Here is a 15,241-nt window from a genome sequence, read left to right as displayed (position 1 = left end):
TGCGCGGGAATATCATTTCACGCAGGTTTATAGGCGTGCAGTCGATTCATTGCTTTCACCATATCGTCTTTCAGCAAAATCTCGGTGCAGCGAATGGCTTCGTCGATCGCGCCGTCGATCAGCATCTGTTCACTGGCGGGTGGTTTGCCCAGCACGAAACCGGTAACCTTACTTTTATCGCCGGGATGGCCGATGCCAATGCGCAAACGGTGAAAATTAGGGTTGTTACCTAATTTGCTCATGATGTCTTTCAAGCCGTTGTGCCCGCCGTGTCCGCCGCCCAGTTTCAGTTTGGCAACCCCAGGTAAAAGATCCAGCTCATCGTGCGCTACCAGAATTTCATCCGGTTGGATGCGGTAAAAGGTTGCCATTGCCGCCACGGCTTTACCACTGAGGTTCATAAAGGTGATTGGCACCAGCAGGCGAACATCATGACCGGCCAGAGTGAGGCGCGCGGTATAGCCAAAGAACTTGGCCTCTTCCTTAAGCGATTGCCGATAAACCTCAGCTAACTGGTCAACGTACCAGGCACCGGCATTGTGGCGCGTGGCGGCGTATTCAGCTCCCGGATTCGCCAATCCGACGATTAATTTGATACTGCTCACGTTAAGTCCCAGATTTTGCGTCTCGCGACGCCCGATAAAAGAAAGTCAAACGTGTAGTTTACACAGGAGTAGGGCAGTGAAAAAGCCTTCAGCAGGTTGTTTGTCGCGCGCTCGACGAACGTGTAGCAAAAAATGGCTGGAAACAATTTACTTTGGTAATAATTCAATTTTGTTATTAATTATATTCACATTTGGTCAGCTCTAAATGTAAAAAAACGTTTCTACACTTGCTTATCTGTGATCGCCTACGCAATACCTTATTGCCTACAGCGTATATAATTACATCAGAACAAGGACGGTTACGTAGCATTTTCATTTTTCCGAACGGTCACGTATTTTACCTGACCCTTACAGGAGGTGACAGATGAAACGCAAAAATGCTGTCATGCTGGGCAACGTATTTATGGGCATCGGTATGGTGTTAATGGTCGAGGGGATCGCCTTCACCATTATCAGCCAATTACCTGAGCTGAACTTGCCCGCCTACTTTACCTATTTCGACCTAATGGCCATTTTCGCTGGTGCCATGACCTGGCTGGTTGGGGCACGCATTGGCGGCCGTGAAGCCGTCGCCGATCGCTATTGGTGGGTAAAGCATTTTGATAAACGCTGCCGCCGTCAGCAACCTCATTCCTGATGATACCAGACGCCTGCTTGTTCGGCAGGCGCCAGGATGTTTTTTTCTGCTTGCAGATAATACCCACTTTGCGTGCTGATTATATTCCTCCTGCGATGTAGTTGACCCCGTAAATAATTATCGCCACTGTTCGCGGGCAATATTATTGCCACGCTAAACGATATTATGTGCAATACGTGACCATATCCACGAGAAATAAAAAACGCCACCCGAGGGCTGGCGTTTTGTTGACAACAGAAATGGACGCTGTTGATTAATGTTCAAACATGGCAGAAATAGACTCTTCGTTGCTGATGCGACGAATAGCTTCCGCCAGCATGCCCGAAAGTGTCAGTGTGCGCACGTTAGGCAGTGCTTTGATATTTTCCGACAGCGGAATGGTATCGCAGACGATCACTTCATCAATCACCGAATTCTTGATGTTGTCATACGCATTGCCGGAGAAAATCGGGTGAGTGGCATAAGCAAAGACGCGTTTGGCACCGCGTTCTTTTAATGCTTCTGCCGCTTTGCACAGTGTGCCACCGGTATCGATCATGTCGTCGACCAGAATGCAGTCGCGCCCTGCGACATCACCGATGATGTGCATCACTTGAGAGACGTTGGCGCGCGGACGACGTTTGTCGATGATCGCCATGTCAGTGTCGTTCAGCAGTTTAGCAATGGCACGTGCACGCACAACGCCACCGATATCCGGAGAAACCACAATCGGGTTTTCCAGATTCTGCTGCAACATGTCTTCCAGCAGAATCGGGCTGCCGAAAACGTTATCGACCGGAACGTCGAAGAAGCCTTGAATCTGTTCTGCGTGCAGGTCCACGGTCAGGACACGGTCAACCCCTACGCTTGACAGAAAGTCAGCGACCACTTTGGCGGTGATCGGTACACGCGCAGAACGCACACGGCGGTCCTGACGAGCATAGCCGAAATAGGGGATAACGGCTGTAATACGTCCCGCTGACGCACGGCGTAGAGCATCGACCATCACAACTAGCTCCATCAGGTTGTCATTGGTTGGTGCACAGGTGGACTGGATGATGAAAATGTCGCCACCACGAACGTTTTCATTGACTTGCACGCTGACTTCACCGTCGCTAAAGCGACCTACAGCGGCGTCTCCCAGGCTGGTGTATAAACGGTTGGCAATACGTTGCGCTAGTTCTGGGATAGCGTTACCAGCAAAAAGCTTCATATCAGGCACGGGAAGAACCTCAGGCTTGCGTCCAGAGAAATATTGTACCCGGTGTCTCGAGGGCGTTGCGAGGCAGCAGGAAAATATGCATACGGGTGTATGAGTTAAGCGTTGAACTTAAGGCATAAACCCGCCATACGGGGTAAAAATGTTTTCAACGCTTAACGTTGCCCGGAAAGCACACAGTGCAGCGGCGAGGTGTTCACGCTACGCACAACAAAACCGTTCAGCGTTTCCGGGGCCTGGTCAAGCACGTGACGAGCGGCGAATTCGGTGTCGAATTCGGCAAACACACAAGCTCCCGTTCCTGTCAGGCGCGCCGGTGCGTATTCTAGCAGCCAAGAGAGTCGCTGTTCAACCTCGCGAAAACGTTTTCTTACGGTAGATTCACAATCATTGACGAAGGTCTGTTTTTGTAGCTCATCTAATGTGCGTACCGGTGTGTCGCGTGGTAAGTCCGGATCGCTAAACACCAGCGGGGTCGGAATGGTGACGCCGGGATGTACCACCAGATACCATTTTTCCGGTGGTGAGGCGGGTGTCAGTATCTCACCAACGCCTTCGGCGAAAGCGGCATGCCCGCGTACAAACACTGGTACATCTGCGCCTAGTCGTAATCCCAACTGCGCCAGCGTGTCCTCATCAAGGCCACATTGCCACAGATGATTCAACGCAACCAGCACCGTAGCAGCGTTGGAAGATCCGCCGCCCAGACCGCCGCCCATTGGCAGGCATTTATCGATAGCGATGTCAGCACCGTTATAGGTCAGTGTGCGCCCCTGCTCCTGGCTGTAGGCCTGTAACAAACGTGCCGCGCGTACGGCCAGATTGGTGTCGTCAGGCACGCCGGGCAGCGGGGTGAGTAGCTGGATAATGCCGTCGTTGCGTAATCGGATGTCGACCGTGTCGCCATAATCCAGAAACTGAAACAGCGTTTGCAGCAGGTGATACCCGTCGGCGCGCTGACCGGTGATATACAGAAACAGGTTGAGTTTGGCCGGAGATGGCCAGTGTGTCAGTTGTGCCGCATCGCTCATGCTTATTGCACCGTCCAGTTATTCATTTTCAGCTTGATGCGTTGCTCGCCTTGCGTCAGTTCCAGGGCGTTGGGTAGGGTGGGCGTGACGCTATCATCGTAACCGAGGTATTTCACTTCCCACGTCAAGCCGTTTTGTACCAGCGTTGCCGTACTGAGCCGCGCGTGCTCATCCAGCGTAAACTGCTGCGCATCTCCCGGCAGGCCAATCATCCACTGGCGCAGATTGGTCAATGGAATACGCATCCCGGTCAGTTGGGACAGCATGTACTCGGCATCTTTGCCGATATAACGTTTACCTTGCCCATCGGTGATTTGAATGCCATCGGGCTGTGCGCGCAGTTCCAGTTCTGTGCCGCCGAACGGGTTGGTCAGCAGCAGACGGTAGCGTTGCGTGGAAGACTCTTGCCAGAAAAAGTTGGCCGAAAGTTTCTTGCTATCGGAGAGATAGGCAAATGCGCCACGTGTCTGATACTGGCTCAATTGTTGCACCTGCTGCTTATGTTGTAACCAGGCCGGCAAATCCGACGTTGCGTTGGGACCCGAGGGCTTGGTCAACGTACAGGCAGTCAGCAGTAAGCTGGCTAAAGGCAGGAGCCGTAAGGCGCGGGCGGTGTGACTTAACATGTTGCATATATCCTATTAAGGGTAGAGAAACCCCATCATCATGTCGAATGGATACAGTGTGCCATGCGTTGCAAGCGATGCCCAGCGGCAATGTATGACAGTGAAAAAGGAATGCGGCACGCAATATCAACTACGTCAATAGAGGTACTTCGCGCCGCTTTTCATGCTGCGCAGCATAAAGTAGAATGCCTCTACTCTAAGACCATACTAATGTCGGCATTACTCTTGACGGCATTTATTCAAGAATGACCCTGCTTGCGCTTGGCATCAACCACAAAACCGCTCCAGTATCACTCAGGGAACGTATCGCGTTTTCCCCTGATGTACTGGGCGATGCTTTGCACAGCCTGCTTGCGCAGCCGTTGGTGCAGGGTGGGGTTGTGCTGTCTACCTGCAATCGTACTGAGCTGTATCTCAGTGTCGATGAGCGGGAGAACCAGCGCGAACAGGTGGTCGACTGGCTGTGCCAGTTCCACCATCTGAACCCTGATGAACTGAAAAACAGCCTCTACTGGCATCAGGATAATGCGGCGGTTAACCACCTGATGCGTGTTGCCAGCGGATTGGATTCGTTGGTGCTGGGCGAGCCGCAAATTCTTGGGCAGGTTAAAAAAGCCTTTGCCGAATCCCAACGCGGTCACTCACTCTCCAGCGAGCTGGAACGCTTGTTCCAGCGTTCGTTCTCGGTGGCAAAACGGGTGCGCACGGAGACGGATATCGGCGCCAGTGCGGTGTCGGTGGCGTTTGCTGCCTGTGCGTTGGCGCGGCAGATTTTTGAGTCACTGGTGGGTGTTACCGTGCTGCTGGTTGGTGCGGGAGAAACTATTGAACTGGTGGCGCGCCATTTACGCGAACATCAGGTGAAGCGCATGGTGATTGCTAATCGCACCCGCGAACGCGCGCAAGTCCTTGCCGCTGAAGTGGGCGCTGAAGTGATCACGCTGGGCGAGCTGAACGACTATCTGGCGCAGGCCGATATATTCATCAGTTCCACCGCGAGTACGCTGCCGATTATTGGAAAAGGAATGATGGAAAGGACGCTGAAAGCGCGACGTAACCAGCCAATGCTGATGGTGGATATCGCCGTGCCGCGCGATATCGAGCCCGAAGTGGGTAAGTTACCCAACGTTTATCTGTATAGCGTGGACGATTTACATGCTATCATTCAGCATAACATGGCGCAACGTCAGGCCGCAGCTGTGCAGGCTGAATCCATCGTGCAGCAAGAATCTGCCGATTTTATGGCCTGGTTGCGTGCGCAATCTGTGGTGGAAACCATTCGAGAATACCGTTCACAGTCAGATGCGGTTCGCGCGGAAATGACGGCGAAAGCGCTTGCAGCCATTCAGCAAGGCAATGACGTTGAAGCGGTGCTGGGCGCGTTAACCTCGCGTCTCACTAACCGCCTCATTCATGCGCCTACCGCCGCGTTGCAGCAGGCTGCCCTCGATGGCGATCTGAACCGATTACATATTTTACGCGACAGCCTCGGGCTGGACTAGCACCCCATCCATTCTTAGTTGACAGGAATTAACCGCACGCATGAAGCCTTCTATTGTTGCCAAACTGGAAGCGTTACAAGAACGTCACGAGGAAGTACAAGCCCTGCTGGGTGAGCCGAGCGTTATCTCCGATATGGAGCTCTTTCGGGCGTTATCTCGCGAATATGCCCAGTTGGCGGACATCACGCACTGTTTTCAACGCTGGCAGCAGGTGCAAGAAGACAGTGAAACCGCAGAATTGATGCTGGACGATGCGGAAATGCGCGATATGGCGCAAGAAGAATTAAAACAACTGAAGATTGACGGCGAGGCGCTGGAACAGCAGCTTCAGGTGCTGTTATTGCCGAAAGATCCGGACGATGAGCGCGGTTGCTTCCTTGAAGTGCGTGCAGGCACCGGCGGTGATGAGGCCGCACTGTTTGCGGGCGATTTGTTTCGCATGTACAGCCGTTATGCTGAATCGCGCCGCTGGCGAGTGGAAATCATGAGTGCCAGCGACGGTGAGCATGGTGGCTATAAAGAGGTGATCGCCAAAGTGAGTGGTGATGGTGTTTATGGACGGTTGAAATTTGAGTCGGGCGGCCACCGCGTGCAGCGCGTGCCTGCCACAGAATCGCAGGGGCGTATTCACACCTCAGCCTGTACGGTCGCGGTAATGCCCGAGGTGCCCGAAGCGGAAACCCCCGATATCAATCCGGCAGATTTGCGTATTGATACCTTCCGTTCTTCCGGTGCCGGTGGTCAGCACGTTAACACCACCGACTCAGCCATTCGTATCACCCACTTACCGACCTTGATTGTTGTCGAATGTCAGGATGAGCGTTCCCAACACAAAAACAAGGCGAAGGCCATGTCGGTGCTGGTTGCGCGTATACGCGCAGCAGAAGTGCAAAAACGTCACCAGGAAGAAGCATCGACGCGTCGTAACCTGTTGGGCAGCGGCGACCGTTCCGATCGTATCCGCACGTATAACTTCCCGCAGGGGCGCGTGACCGATCACCGCATTAACCTGACGCTTTACCGACTGGATGAAGCGATGGAAGGCAAGATGGATATGCTGATCCAACCCGTGGTGCAAGAGTATCAGGCCGATCAGTTGGCTGCGCTGTCTGAGCAGGAATAATGGATTACCGCACCTGGGTGGCAACGGCGCTACAGCAGCTGACCCGCAATGAAAGCCCGAAGCGTGACGCAGAAATTCTGCTGGAACACGTTACGGGCAAAGGGCGCACGTTTTTGCTGGCGTTTGGCGAAACCTTGCTTGATGACGCGCAGCTTCAGCGCCTGTCGGCGCTGCTGGCCCGTCGCATCAATGGTGAGCCAGTGGCTTATTTGACGGGCGCACGTGAATTTTGGTCTCTGCCACTGGCTGTCTCCCCGGCAACACTGATTCCACGTCCAGACACTGAGTGTCTGGTGGAACAAGCGTTGCAGTGCATGGCGCAGTTCAGTGCTCCGACGGTGCTGGATTTGGGCACTGGAACCGGGGCGATCGCGCTGGCTTTGGCGAGCGAACGCCCGGATTGCACCGTGACCGGGGTTGACGTTCAGCCGGACGCGGTGACATTGGCACAACGCAATGCGGCGACATTGCAATTGTCCAATGTGCAATTTCTGCATGGTAATTGGTTTGAACCGGTCGCGCCCACGCGTTTTTCCGTGATTGTCAGCAACCCGCCTTATATCGATGCCGAAGATATCCACCTGCGTGAAGGGGATGTGCGCTTTGAACCGCTCAGCGCACTGGTGGCCGCCGAAGGCGGACTGGCTGATTTGCGCTGGATTATCCAACAGGCTCCGCAACATTTGAAAAATGCGGGCTGGTTACTGTTAGAGCACGGTTGGCAGCAAGGTGAACCAGTGCGGCAGTTGCTGCAACAGCGCGGTTTTGAGCAGGTTGCCACCTGCCGCGATTATGGTGGTAACGAGCGGGTGACGCTGGGGCAGTGGCCGGCGGCAGAGGGAGGTGCCTGATGTCGTACCACGCCGTTGTTCTCACGGTGCACGTGCTTACTGCTGTTGTAACGATTGGTCTGTTTGTGACACGTTTTTATTGGCTGTGCCGCCACTCTCCCGCGTTGCAACAGCGCTGGGTCAGGGTAGTGCCGCACATTAACGATACGCTACTGTTAGCGAGCGGTATTGCACTGATCGTTATAAATCGCTTTTATCCTTTCCTGTGTAAGAAAGCTGGCTGACGGCGAATCTGTTTGGCGTTATCATTTACATTTTACTGGGACACATCGCGCTGGGTCGATGCCAACGCAGCCTGAGTCTGCGTTGGGTAGCGTTTATCCTTGCCTTGGTGTGTTTCTTTCTGATTGCACAGGCAGCAATCACTAAACTCGCATTTCTGATGGAATAACTATGAGTTCTATTGCGGATTTTGAATTCAATCAGTCGCCGTTAAGTGAAGGGGTTATTTTAGTTTCACAGAGAGTGCGAGGTGACTTCTCCGCCCTGAATGTACGCAAGAAACTGCAACAGTTGGTTGATGAAGCGCGTAAAGCCATTCCCCGCGATCTGGATCAGGATCAACAACTGGATATGTTGTTGATGCTTTTTTACCACACCTGGGGATTTGGCGGTGCCAGTGGTGTTTACCGTTTATCCGATGCGCTGTGGCTAGATAAGGTGCTGGAATCCCTTCAGGGAATGCCAGTATCGCTGGGAATTGTGTTCCTGCATATCGCTCACGCCTTGGATCTCCCCATGATGCCGGTGATTTTCCCGACACAGTTGATCCTGCGCGCGGACTGTATGGATAACGAGATGTGGCTCATCAATCCGCTCAATGGCGATACTCTGAGCGAACATGTGCTGGATGTGTGGCTTAAAGGTAACATTGGCCCGTCTACGCAACTGATGGATGAAGATCTGGACGAAGCGGAAAACTTGCTGATTGTACGCAAATTGCTTGATACGTTAAAAGTGGCGCTGATGGAAGAGAAGCAGATGGAACTTGCGTTGCGGGCCAGTGAAGCCGTGCTGCAATTCGATCCGGAAGACCCTTATGGAATTCGCGATCGCGGCTTGATCTATGCACAGTTGGACTGCGACCATATCGCGGTGTCTGATTTAAGCTACTTCGTGGAACAGTGCCCTGAAGATCCGGTCAGTGAAATGATCAAAGTGCAAATTCACTCGATAGAGCAAAAACATATTGTATTGCACTAACGCATTTTTTTAATGTTAATCACTCCGATAAGGTAACAGCATGAAGAACAAAGTGGTCAAGGTTGGTGATATTCCTGTTGCCAACGACGCGCTTTTTGTCCTGTTTGGCGGTATGAATGTGCTTGAATCGAGCGATCTCGCCATGCGTATTTGTGAACATTACGTCACCGTAACGCAAAAACTGGGCATTCCCTACGTGTTCAAGGCCTCCTTCGACAAGGCTAACCGCTCCTCCATTCACTCTTATCGTGGGCCGGGTCTGGAAGAGGGCATGAAGATCTTCCAGGAACTGAAACAGACCTTCGGTGTGAAGGTGATAACGGATGTGCACGAAGCACAGCAGGCGCAGACCGTCGCCGATGTGGTGGATGTGATCCAGCTACCGGCGTTTTTGGCGCGTCAAACCGATCTGGTTGAGGCTATGGCGAAAACCGGCGCGGTGATCAACGTGAAAAAACCGCAGTTTATCAGCCCAGGACAAATCGGCAATATCGTTGACAAGTTCAAGGAAGGTGGCAACGAGCAGGTAATTTTGTGCGATCGTGGCAACAACTTTGGTTATGACAACCTGGTTGTGGATATGTTGGGTTTCAACGTCATGAAGCAGGTGTCTGGCGGCTGCCCGGTGATTTTTGACGTGACTCACGCATTGCAATGTCGCGATCCTTTCGGTGCGGCCTCCGGTGGTCGTCGTGGTCAGGTCACTGAGCTGGCACGAGCAGGCATGGCGGTTGGTTTGGCAGGGTTGTTTATTGAAGCACATCCGGATCCGGCCAACGCGAAATGCGACGGTCCGTCTGCATTGCCGCTGAATAAGCTGGAACCCTTCTTGCAGCAAATTAAAGCGATTGATGATCTGGTCAAACAGTTCCCGGAACTGGATACCAACAACTGATTATTCGCGTTTAATTATCCGCTCTAAAAGCCGATTCTCGCCTACCATAGTCATTTCCGCGAAAGCGGGAATTTAGTGCAGAAGAAATGCATTTATTCTCATAGAGCTCCCCGGCTTTCGCCGGGGATGACGAGGGGTAAAGTGACTTTTGGGATGTGAATCTGCACTTCAGTAAAAAATTACAACACGCGGTTATTTATACAGATCCGCGCTGATGGTCATATTGCTGCCTTTGTTAAACCACTGCTTGGTAATGTGGTAGTACTTGGCACCCTTGTCGGCGGCACGTTTTGCCACGGCTTCTGACACATCTGTCGTTCCGTTGAAGTTGCCACGGAAGGTGATGGAGTCGAAGGGGGTCATCTGTGCTGCGGTGGCCTTGTTTAATTCCTGAATACTTTTGCCATCGGCCAAATTCACCGTATAGCGCCCACCTTTAGATGTCTGCGTTTCGTGGAAATTACCCACGTTACGGCTCGGGCTGCCAGGCATGGCAACGCCGGGGATTTCCACTTTAGCCGCCGCTTCACCACCTGCGGCTAGGGCTGCGCGGCCCGCGTCAGAGTCAGCGGGGATCACATCAGTGCTCTGCACCACACGTTTCGGCGCATCGGCTTTATAGACATAAGCGGTGATTTTCTGGTTAGTGCCAGTGCTGTTGATATCGACCTGGCGCACGATAAAGAAGGAGGCGGCATTCTTTTCTTTAGCGGCTTTGGCGATGGCAGCATTGATGTCAGGCTGGGTAGAGAAATACCCGCTGACCGATACGGTATCAAACGTCTCCAGATGGTAAGCATCATATTGTGGCAGTTCGCGAATGCCATCAAAGGTGCGCTGTACCGGGGTAGCATCCGCTTTCGGTGCCTCTTTATGGTACAGGTCGACATAAACCGTCTGACTGTTGCCTCGGTTTTGTTCGTTGATCGCCTGAATGTAAAACGCATCAGCTCCGGCTTTGTCGGCACGTTTTGACGCTTCAGCCACCGCGTCAAAAATGGCGTCAAAACGGCCACTAAAAGAAATTCGATTGAACGGTTTTACCGCAGCATCCTGCTCGGGTGTCAATTACTGTGCCGCGTGGGCAGAAAAAACCGAGAGAGAGGAGGGTAGACGCGATAACGCAGGTCTTCAGCTTCATAAAAAATCCTTTCGCCTGACGTATGGAAGGTTGCGACAAAAAACGTCATCACCTGATGACACAACGTGGTGCCGATTACGGCACGTAATCAGCGCGTTCGCCTCAGCATTTTGTCTGGCGGCAGCGTATCGTCAGGGGGTGAAGTATTCGCGGCACAAAAAAGGGAATAATACCCATTAATGATAATTTGCGTGCGATAAGTGAGATTTATAAGGATTGTCAGTAATAACAACCTTGTAACAAGCGAGTTTTGTGAATTACCGCTAAATACGTTTTGGAAGATAATGATAAAAACTAGGTAGATAGCGGCGGCTTTTCTCCTGAATTCGAGTTATTCGCCGAAGTTTGCTAAGCATTTGCAGGAAAGTGATTTTATATATGGATTATCGATCACATTTTCAGTAGGTTATATGTCATTGCCTTGTGATTGTTGATAACAGAACGTTGCGCAAGCATTGCCGGGCAATCGAGTTATCAGGTGGGGTGACAATAAAAACTTCGTATAAATAAGCGATAGCGATAGGGAATCAGTATGCGTATTGGTATACCAAAAGAACGGTTGGCCAATGAAGCGCGTGTCGCAGCAACGCCGAAAACGGTGGAACAGTTGCTGAAACTCGACTTCGAGGTCTCAGTAGAACGTGACGCGGGCAAATTGGTCAGTTTCGACGATGCCGCTTATGCCGCTGCGGGCGCAGCGATTGCGGAACCGGCGGATGTCTGGCAATCCGATATCATTTTCAAAATTAACGCGCCGTTGGAGGATGGAACGGCGTTGTTGCGTGCAGGCAGCACGCTGGTGAGCTTTATTTGGCCCGCTCAGAATCCGGCATTGCTGGAAAAACTGGCAGAGCGTCAGATCACCGTGATGGCAATGGATTCCGTGCCGCGTATTTCTCGTGCGCAATCATTGGATGCCTTGAGTTCCATGGCCAATATTGCCGGTTACCGCGCCATTGTGGAAGCCGCCCATGAGTTTGGCCGCTTCTTCACCGGTCAGATTACCGCTGCCGGTAAAGTACCGCCAGCCAAAGTGATTGTGATCGGTGCGGGCGTTGCCGGACTGGCCGCTGTCGGTGCATCAGGCAGCCTGGGCGCGATTGTGCGTGCGTTCGACATCCGCCCGGATGTTAAGGAACAGGTGCAGAGTATGGGCGCCGAATTCCTTGAGCTGGATTTTGAAGAAGAAGCGGGCAGCGGTGACGGCTATGCCAAAGTGATGTCCGAAGCCTTTATCAAAGTAGAAATGGAACTGTTCGCAGCGCAGGCGAAAGACGTCGACATTATTGTGACTACCGCCTTGATCCCCGGCAAACCGGCACCGCGCCTTATCACCAAAGATATGGTGCTCAGTATGAAGTCGGGCAGCGTAATTGTCGATCTGGCGGCACAAACCGGTGGCAACTGTGAACTCACTGTTGCCGATCAGGTGACTGTCACTGAGAACGGTGTGAAAATTATCGGTTACACTGATTTACCGAGCCGTTTACCGACACAATCTTCACAGCTGTATGCCACTAACCTGGTTAACTTGTTGAAACTGTTGTGCAAAGAGAAAGACGGCACCATCACCGTTGATTTCGATGACGTGGTGATCCATGGCGTTACCGTGGTGAAAGAAGGGGATGTCACCTGGCCGGCACCGCCGATTCAGGTTTCTGCTCAACCGCAACAGGCCAAGGCGGCCGCTGCTGCGCCAAAAGTAGAAGCTACACCGGCTTCACCGTGGAAAAAATACGCGTTTATGGCCCTGGCTATTTTGTTGTTCGGCTGGCTGGCCAACGTGGTTCCGAAAGAGTTTTTATCGCATTTCACCGTGTTTGCGTTGTCGTGTGTAGTGGGCTACTACGTGGTGTTGAACGTCAGTCATGCGTTGCATACGCCGCCCTGATGTCCGTTACCAATGCGATTTCGGGCATTATTGTGGTGGGGGCGCTGTTGCAGATCGGTCATGGTGGATGGGTGTCGTTCTTCTCCTTCATTGCCGTACTGATCGCCAGCATCCAAGTGCTGGCCACGAATCGCGTCGTTATAGACTCCGGGATCGAAATCCGGCAGTTCAATAGCAATATTGATGGGGGTAACCGGATAGGCGCCGACCAGATGCACTTCGGTTTGATCGACCTGCTTGGCGAGTGCCAGCGTTTCAGGCACCAGCTTGATGTTAAGCGGATCGTGATAAGGATCTTCACTGGCAAGGTTGACAGCGACCAGCGCACGGCCATTCTCGGGTCAGGGTTGGTCTTTCACCATCCACATCGGGCAGGGGCATTTACGCAGCAATTGCCAATCCAGAGGGGTAAAAATCACGGCCTCCAGCCTGTCGTGCTGGTGGGCGATCACTTCCTGAATAATGGCGACATAGGGTTTATTGTGCCATACCACTTTGATATCGATAGGGATACCGGCTTCAATGTAGTAGGCGCACTGTTCTGCAATCCATGCTTTCCGCTGTTCAATGACACCCTGGCGCATTTCCGTGCGTTCGTCAGGCGAGAGCAAGGTGGTCATTTCGTAAGAGAAATCATAAATCGGCAGGAACGCCTTGATACGACCGCCTAACCGCTGAACCAGGTAGACTGCACGTCGCAGCGCGGGTTGGTCATCCTGATTCGGGTCAATAGCTACCAGTAAGTTCTGATATGTTGCCATAGGTCCTCCTAACAGCTGTCACCTTACAGCCGGTAATTAAGAGTACCTCATGTGCGGTTCCGGCCAGTTCTGACAGGGCGTCAATATTCTCGATGGTGATATATTTTCCTTTCACGGCTAAAATACCGCCTTTCTGGAAGCGGCCAAGCAAACGGCTGATGGTTTCAACGGTAAGCCCTAAGTAGTTACCGATATCACAGCGCGTCATGGTCAGTCGGAACTCACGCGGCGAGAAACCGCGCTGGGCGAAACGGCGCGACAGTTTGTAGATAAACGCGGCAAGACGCTCTTCGGCGTTCTTCTTCGACAGCAGCAGTATCATGTCTTGATCGCTACGAATTTCGCCGCTCATCAGACGCATCATCTGCTGGCGCAAATTCGGCATTTTGCCAGAAAGGTCGTCCAGCGTCTCGAAGGGGATTTCACACACCATCGAGGTTTCCAACGCCTGCGCAAAGCTGGGATGCTGGGCGTTACCAATGGCATCGAAACCGACCAGATCGCCCGCCAAATGGAAACCGGTAATCTGTTCGTCACCCTGTTCGGTGATGGTGTAACTTTTAATGGTTCCGGAGCGGATCGCATAGAGTGATTTCAGTTCATCACCGGCTTTGAACAGTGCTTGTCCCTTTTGGATCGACTTCTTCCTTTCAATGATATTATCGAGCTCATGTTCATTTAATGTAAAAGGAATGCACAGCTGGCTGATGCTGCAATCCTGGCAATGGATTGCACAACCACCAGACTGAATGCGCCGAATAATTCGCTTTTCCGGGATCATAGACTTTGCTAAGTCGATAATTGATGTCGGTCAATTTTAACAGCTTTTATCGGTGATGGTAAGTGTCGTCATTCGTATATCAAACGAATAAATAGAGGACATAGAGTGCCATTAAAAGAAAAACGATAGCAGTCACACCTTTTTACGCATTATTCAATGAATTTTCGATATATCATAAATTATATAACGATAGCGTACCCTGACGTGCAATCGCCCCTTCATGTGCCAGTGCCATGCTTTACGTTGCACACCGCCGGCATAGCCGGTCAATGCTCCGTTGGCACCAATAACGCGGTGGCAAGGAACGACGATACTGACAGGGTTGCTGCCGTTCGCCATACCGACCGCGCGGGATGCCGTGGGTGAGCCGAGGCGGACAGTCAGCTCACCGTAGGTAATGGTAGTGCCACGGGGAATTTTACGCAGTTCCTGCCATACCCGCTGTTGAAACGGTGTACCGAGGCTGGCAACCGCAAGCGTATCGATCGCCTGCAAGTCCCCGGCAAAATAACGCGCCAGTGCCTGGGTTAATCCGCCAGGGTCGACAGCTTCTGTTAACTCGAAAGGATCATTTTTATAATGCCGAGCCAGCAGACGATATAATCCCTCTTCATATTCTTTCCACTCCACGGCGCGTAATCGTTGTTGTTCATCGGCGATAATCAATAAATCCCCGAGCGGTGTGGATAAGGTATCCAATAAAAAGCGTTGTGGCATGATTCAGCTCCCTCGATGCGGTATATCCAGTTGTTGCCACCATTATTGCCGACACCCTGGATGAATGAAAATAAATTGAGATCGTCATCACGCAAAACGGCGGAAAGAGTGAATAACGTCACGTTTTAATGTCACGAAAATGTGATGTGGGTCACCTATAAACCGAGGCATTTGCGATAACTCTCACAACTCGGTGACATATTCTCTTCTCGCTGAATTTCCCTTTCAAAACAGCGTTTCACCTGATCGGTGCAACGCTTATGCTGACACCCATTCACT

Annotated in this window: 10 protein-coding genes and 6 pseudogenes; 8 read left to right on the top strand and 8 right to left on the bottom strand. The window is 52.1% G+C overall.

All coding sequences use genetic code 11. The features are described from left to right. Nucleotides 1-17 precede the first annotated feature (17 nt). Nucleotides 18-605 carry an aminoacyl-tRNA hydrolase gene (pth, locus tag JZM30_RS03800; protein ID WP_252317615.1) on the bottom strand — a complete coding sequence of 196 codons (588 nt, stop codon included), beginning with the start codon at nt 603-605 and terminating at the stop codon, nt 18-20. 364 nt (nt 606-969) lie between these two features. Here pth and ychH point away from each other — a divergent pair, with 364 nt between their 5' ends. Continuing rightward, the gene (gene ychH / locus JZM30_RS03795) at nt 970-1,242 is read left to right on the top strand and encodes a stress-induced protein YchH (protein ID WP_252317614.1); all 273 of its coding nucleotides are present in this window, start codon (nt 970-972) and stop codon (nt 1,240-1,242) included. A gap of 253 nt (nt 1,243-1,495) precedes the next feature. Here ychH and prs read toward each other — a convergent pair whose 3' ends face one another. From prs to lolB, 3 genes are all read right to left on the bottom strand, one after another. Further along, nucleotides 1,496-2,443: a ribose-phosphate diphosphokinase gene (gene prs / locus JZM30_RS03790; RefSeq protein ID WP_195313487.1), complete on the bottom strand. Its 948-nt coding sequence runs from the start codon at nt 2,441-2,443 to the stop codon at nt 1,496-1,498. 152 nt (nt 2,444-2,595) lie between these two features. After that, on the bottom strand, nt 2,596-3,471 hold the full coding sequence (gene ispE / locus JZM30_RS03785; RefSeq protein WP_252317613.1) for a 4-(cytidine 5'-diphospho)-2-C-methyl-D-erythritol kinase: 876 nt from the start codon (nt 3,469-3,471) through the stop codon (nt 2,596-2,598). A 2-nt stretch (nt 3,472-3,473) separates the two neighbouring features. After that, a complete protein-coding gene (gene lolB, locus JZM30_RS03780) occupies nt 3,474-4,097 on the bottom strand; it encodes a lipoprotein insertase outer membrane protein LolB (RefSeq protein ID WP_252317612.1) in 624 nt (207 codons plus the stop codon). A gap of 245 nt (nt 4,098-4,342) precedes the next feature. Here lolB and hemA point away from each other — a divergent pair, with 245 nt between their 5' ends. The 6 genes and pseudogenes from hemA to kdsA all read left to right on the top strand — a co-directional run bounded on the left by hemA (nt 4,343) and on the right by kdsA (nt 9,671). After that, nucleotides 4,343-5,599, top strand: coding sequence for a glutamyl-tRNA reductase (gene hemA, locus JZM30_RS03775; RefSeq protein WP_252317611.1), 1,257 nt, complete (start codon nt 4,343-4,345; stop codon nt 5,597-5,599). A 40-nt stretch (nt 5,600-5,639) separates the two neighbouring features. Beyond that, complete coding sequence (gene prfA / locus JZM30_RS03770) at nt 5,640-6,722, top strand: peptide chain release factor 1 (protein WP_252317610.1); 1,083 nt, start codon at nt 5,640-5,642, stop codon at nt 6,720-6,722. Continuing rightward, complete coding sequence (gene prmC / locus JZM30_RS03765) at nt 6,722-7,573, top strand: peptide chain release factor N(5)-glutamine methyltransferase (RefSeq protein WP_252317609.1); 852 nt, start codon at nt 6,722-6,724, stop codon at nt 7,571-7,573. Before prfA ends, prmC begins: the two co-directional genes overlap by 1 nt. Then, nucleotides 7,573-7,964 (top strand): annotated as a pseudogene (locus JZM30_RS03760) (SirB2 family protein). Before prmC ends, JZM30_RS03760 begins: the two are co-directional and overlap by 1 nt. Before the next feature lie 2 nt (nt 7,965-7,966). After that, entirely contained in the window at nt 7,967-8,776 is an 810-nt protein-coding gene (gene sirB1, locus JZM30_RS03755) for an invasion regulator SirB1 (RefSeq protein WP_252317608.1), read from the top strand. A gap of 40 nt (nt 8,777-8,816) precedes the next feature. Next, the gene (kdsA, locus tag JZM30_RS03750; protein WP_252317607.1) at nt 8,817-9,671 is read left to right on the top strand and encodes a 3-deoxy-8-phosphooctulonate synthase; all 855 of its coding nucleotides are present in this window, start codon (nt 8,817-8,819) and stop codon (nt 9,669-9,671) included. A gap of 192 nt (nt 9,672-9,863) precedes the next feature. Here the strand turns inward: kdsA and ydgH are convergent. Beyond that, nucleotides 9,864-10,812 (bottom strand): annotated as a pseudogene (gene ydgH / locus JZM30_RS03745) (DUF1471 family protein YdgH). A gap of 532 nt (nt 10,813-11,344) precedes the next feature. On the opposite strand from ydgH, the pseudogene pntA reads away from it, so the two are divergent. Beyond that, nucleotides 11,345-12,822, top strand: a pseudogene (pntA, locus tag JZM30_RS03740) (Re/Si-specific NAD(P)(+) transhydrogenase subunit alpha); the annotation flags it as partial. Here pntA and uspE read toward each other — a convergent pair. From uspE to ogt, 3 pseudogenes are all read right to left on the bottom strand, one after another. Beyond that, nucleotides 12,811-13,464: pseudogene (uspE, locus tag JZM30_RS03735) on the bottom strand (universal stress protein UspE); the annotation flags it as partial. The pseudogenes pntA and uspE overlap by 12 nt on opposite strands. A 43-nt stretch (nt 13,465-13,507) precedes the next feature. Further along, nucleotides 13,508-14,245 (bottom strand): annotated as a pseudogene (gene fnr, locus JZM30_RS03730) (fumarate/nitrate reduction transcriptional regulator Fnr); the annotation flags it as partial. A gap of 172 nt (nt 14,246-14,417) precedes the next feature. Then, nucleotides 14,418-14,962, bottom strand: a pseudogene (gene ogt / locus JZM30_RS03725) (methylated-DNA--[protein]-cysteine S-methyltransferase). Nucleotides 14,963-15,241: the final 279 nt, after the last annotated feature.

Source organism: Candidatus Symbiopectobacterium endolongispinus, from assembly GCF_018777385.1.
Classification (GTDB): domain Bacteria; phylum Pseudomonadota; class Gammaproteobacteria; order Enterobacterales; family Enterobacteriaceae; genus Symbiopectobacterium; species Symbiopectobacterium endolongispinus.
Note: the sequence above shows the minus strand (reverse complement) of the source record. Positions and strands in the feature narration are given on the sequence as shown.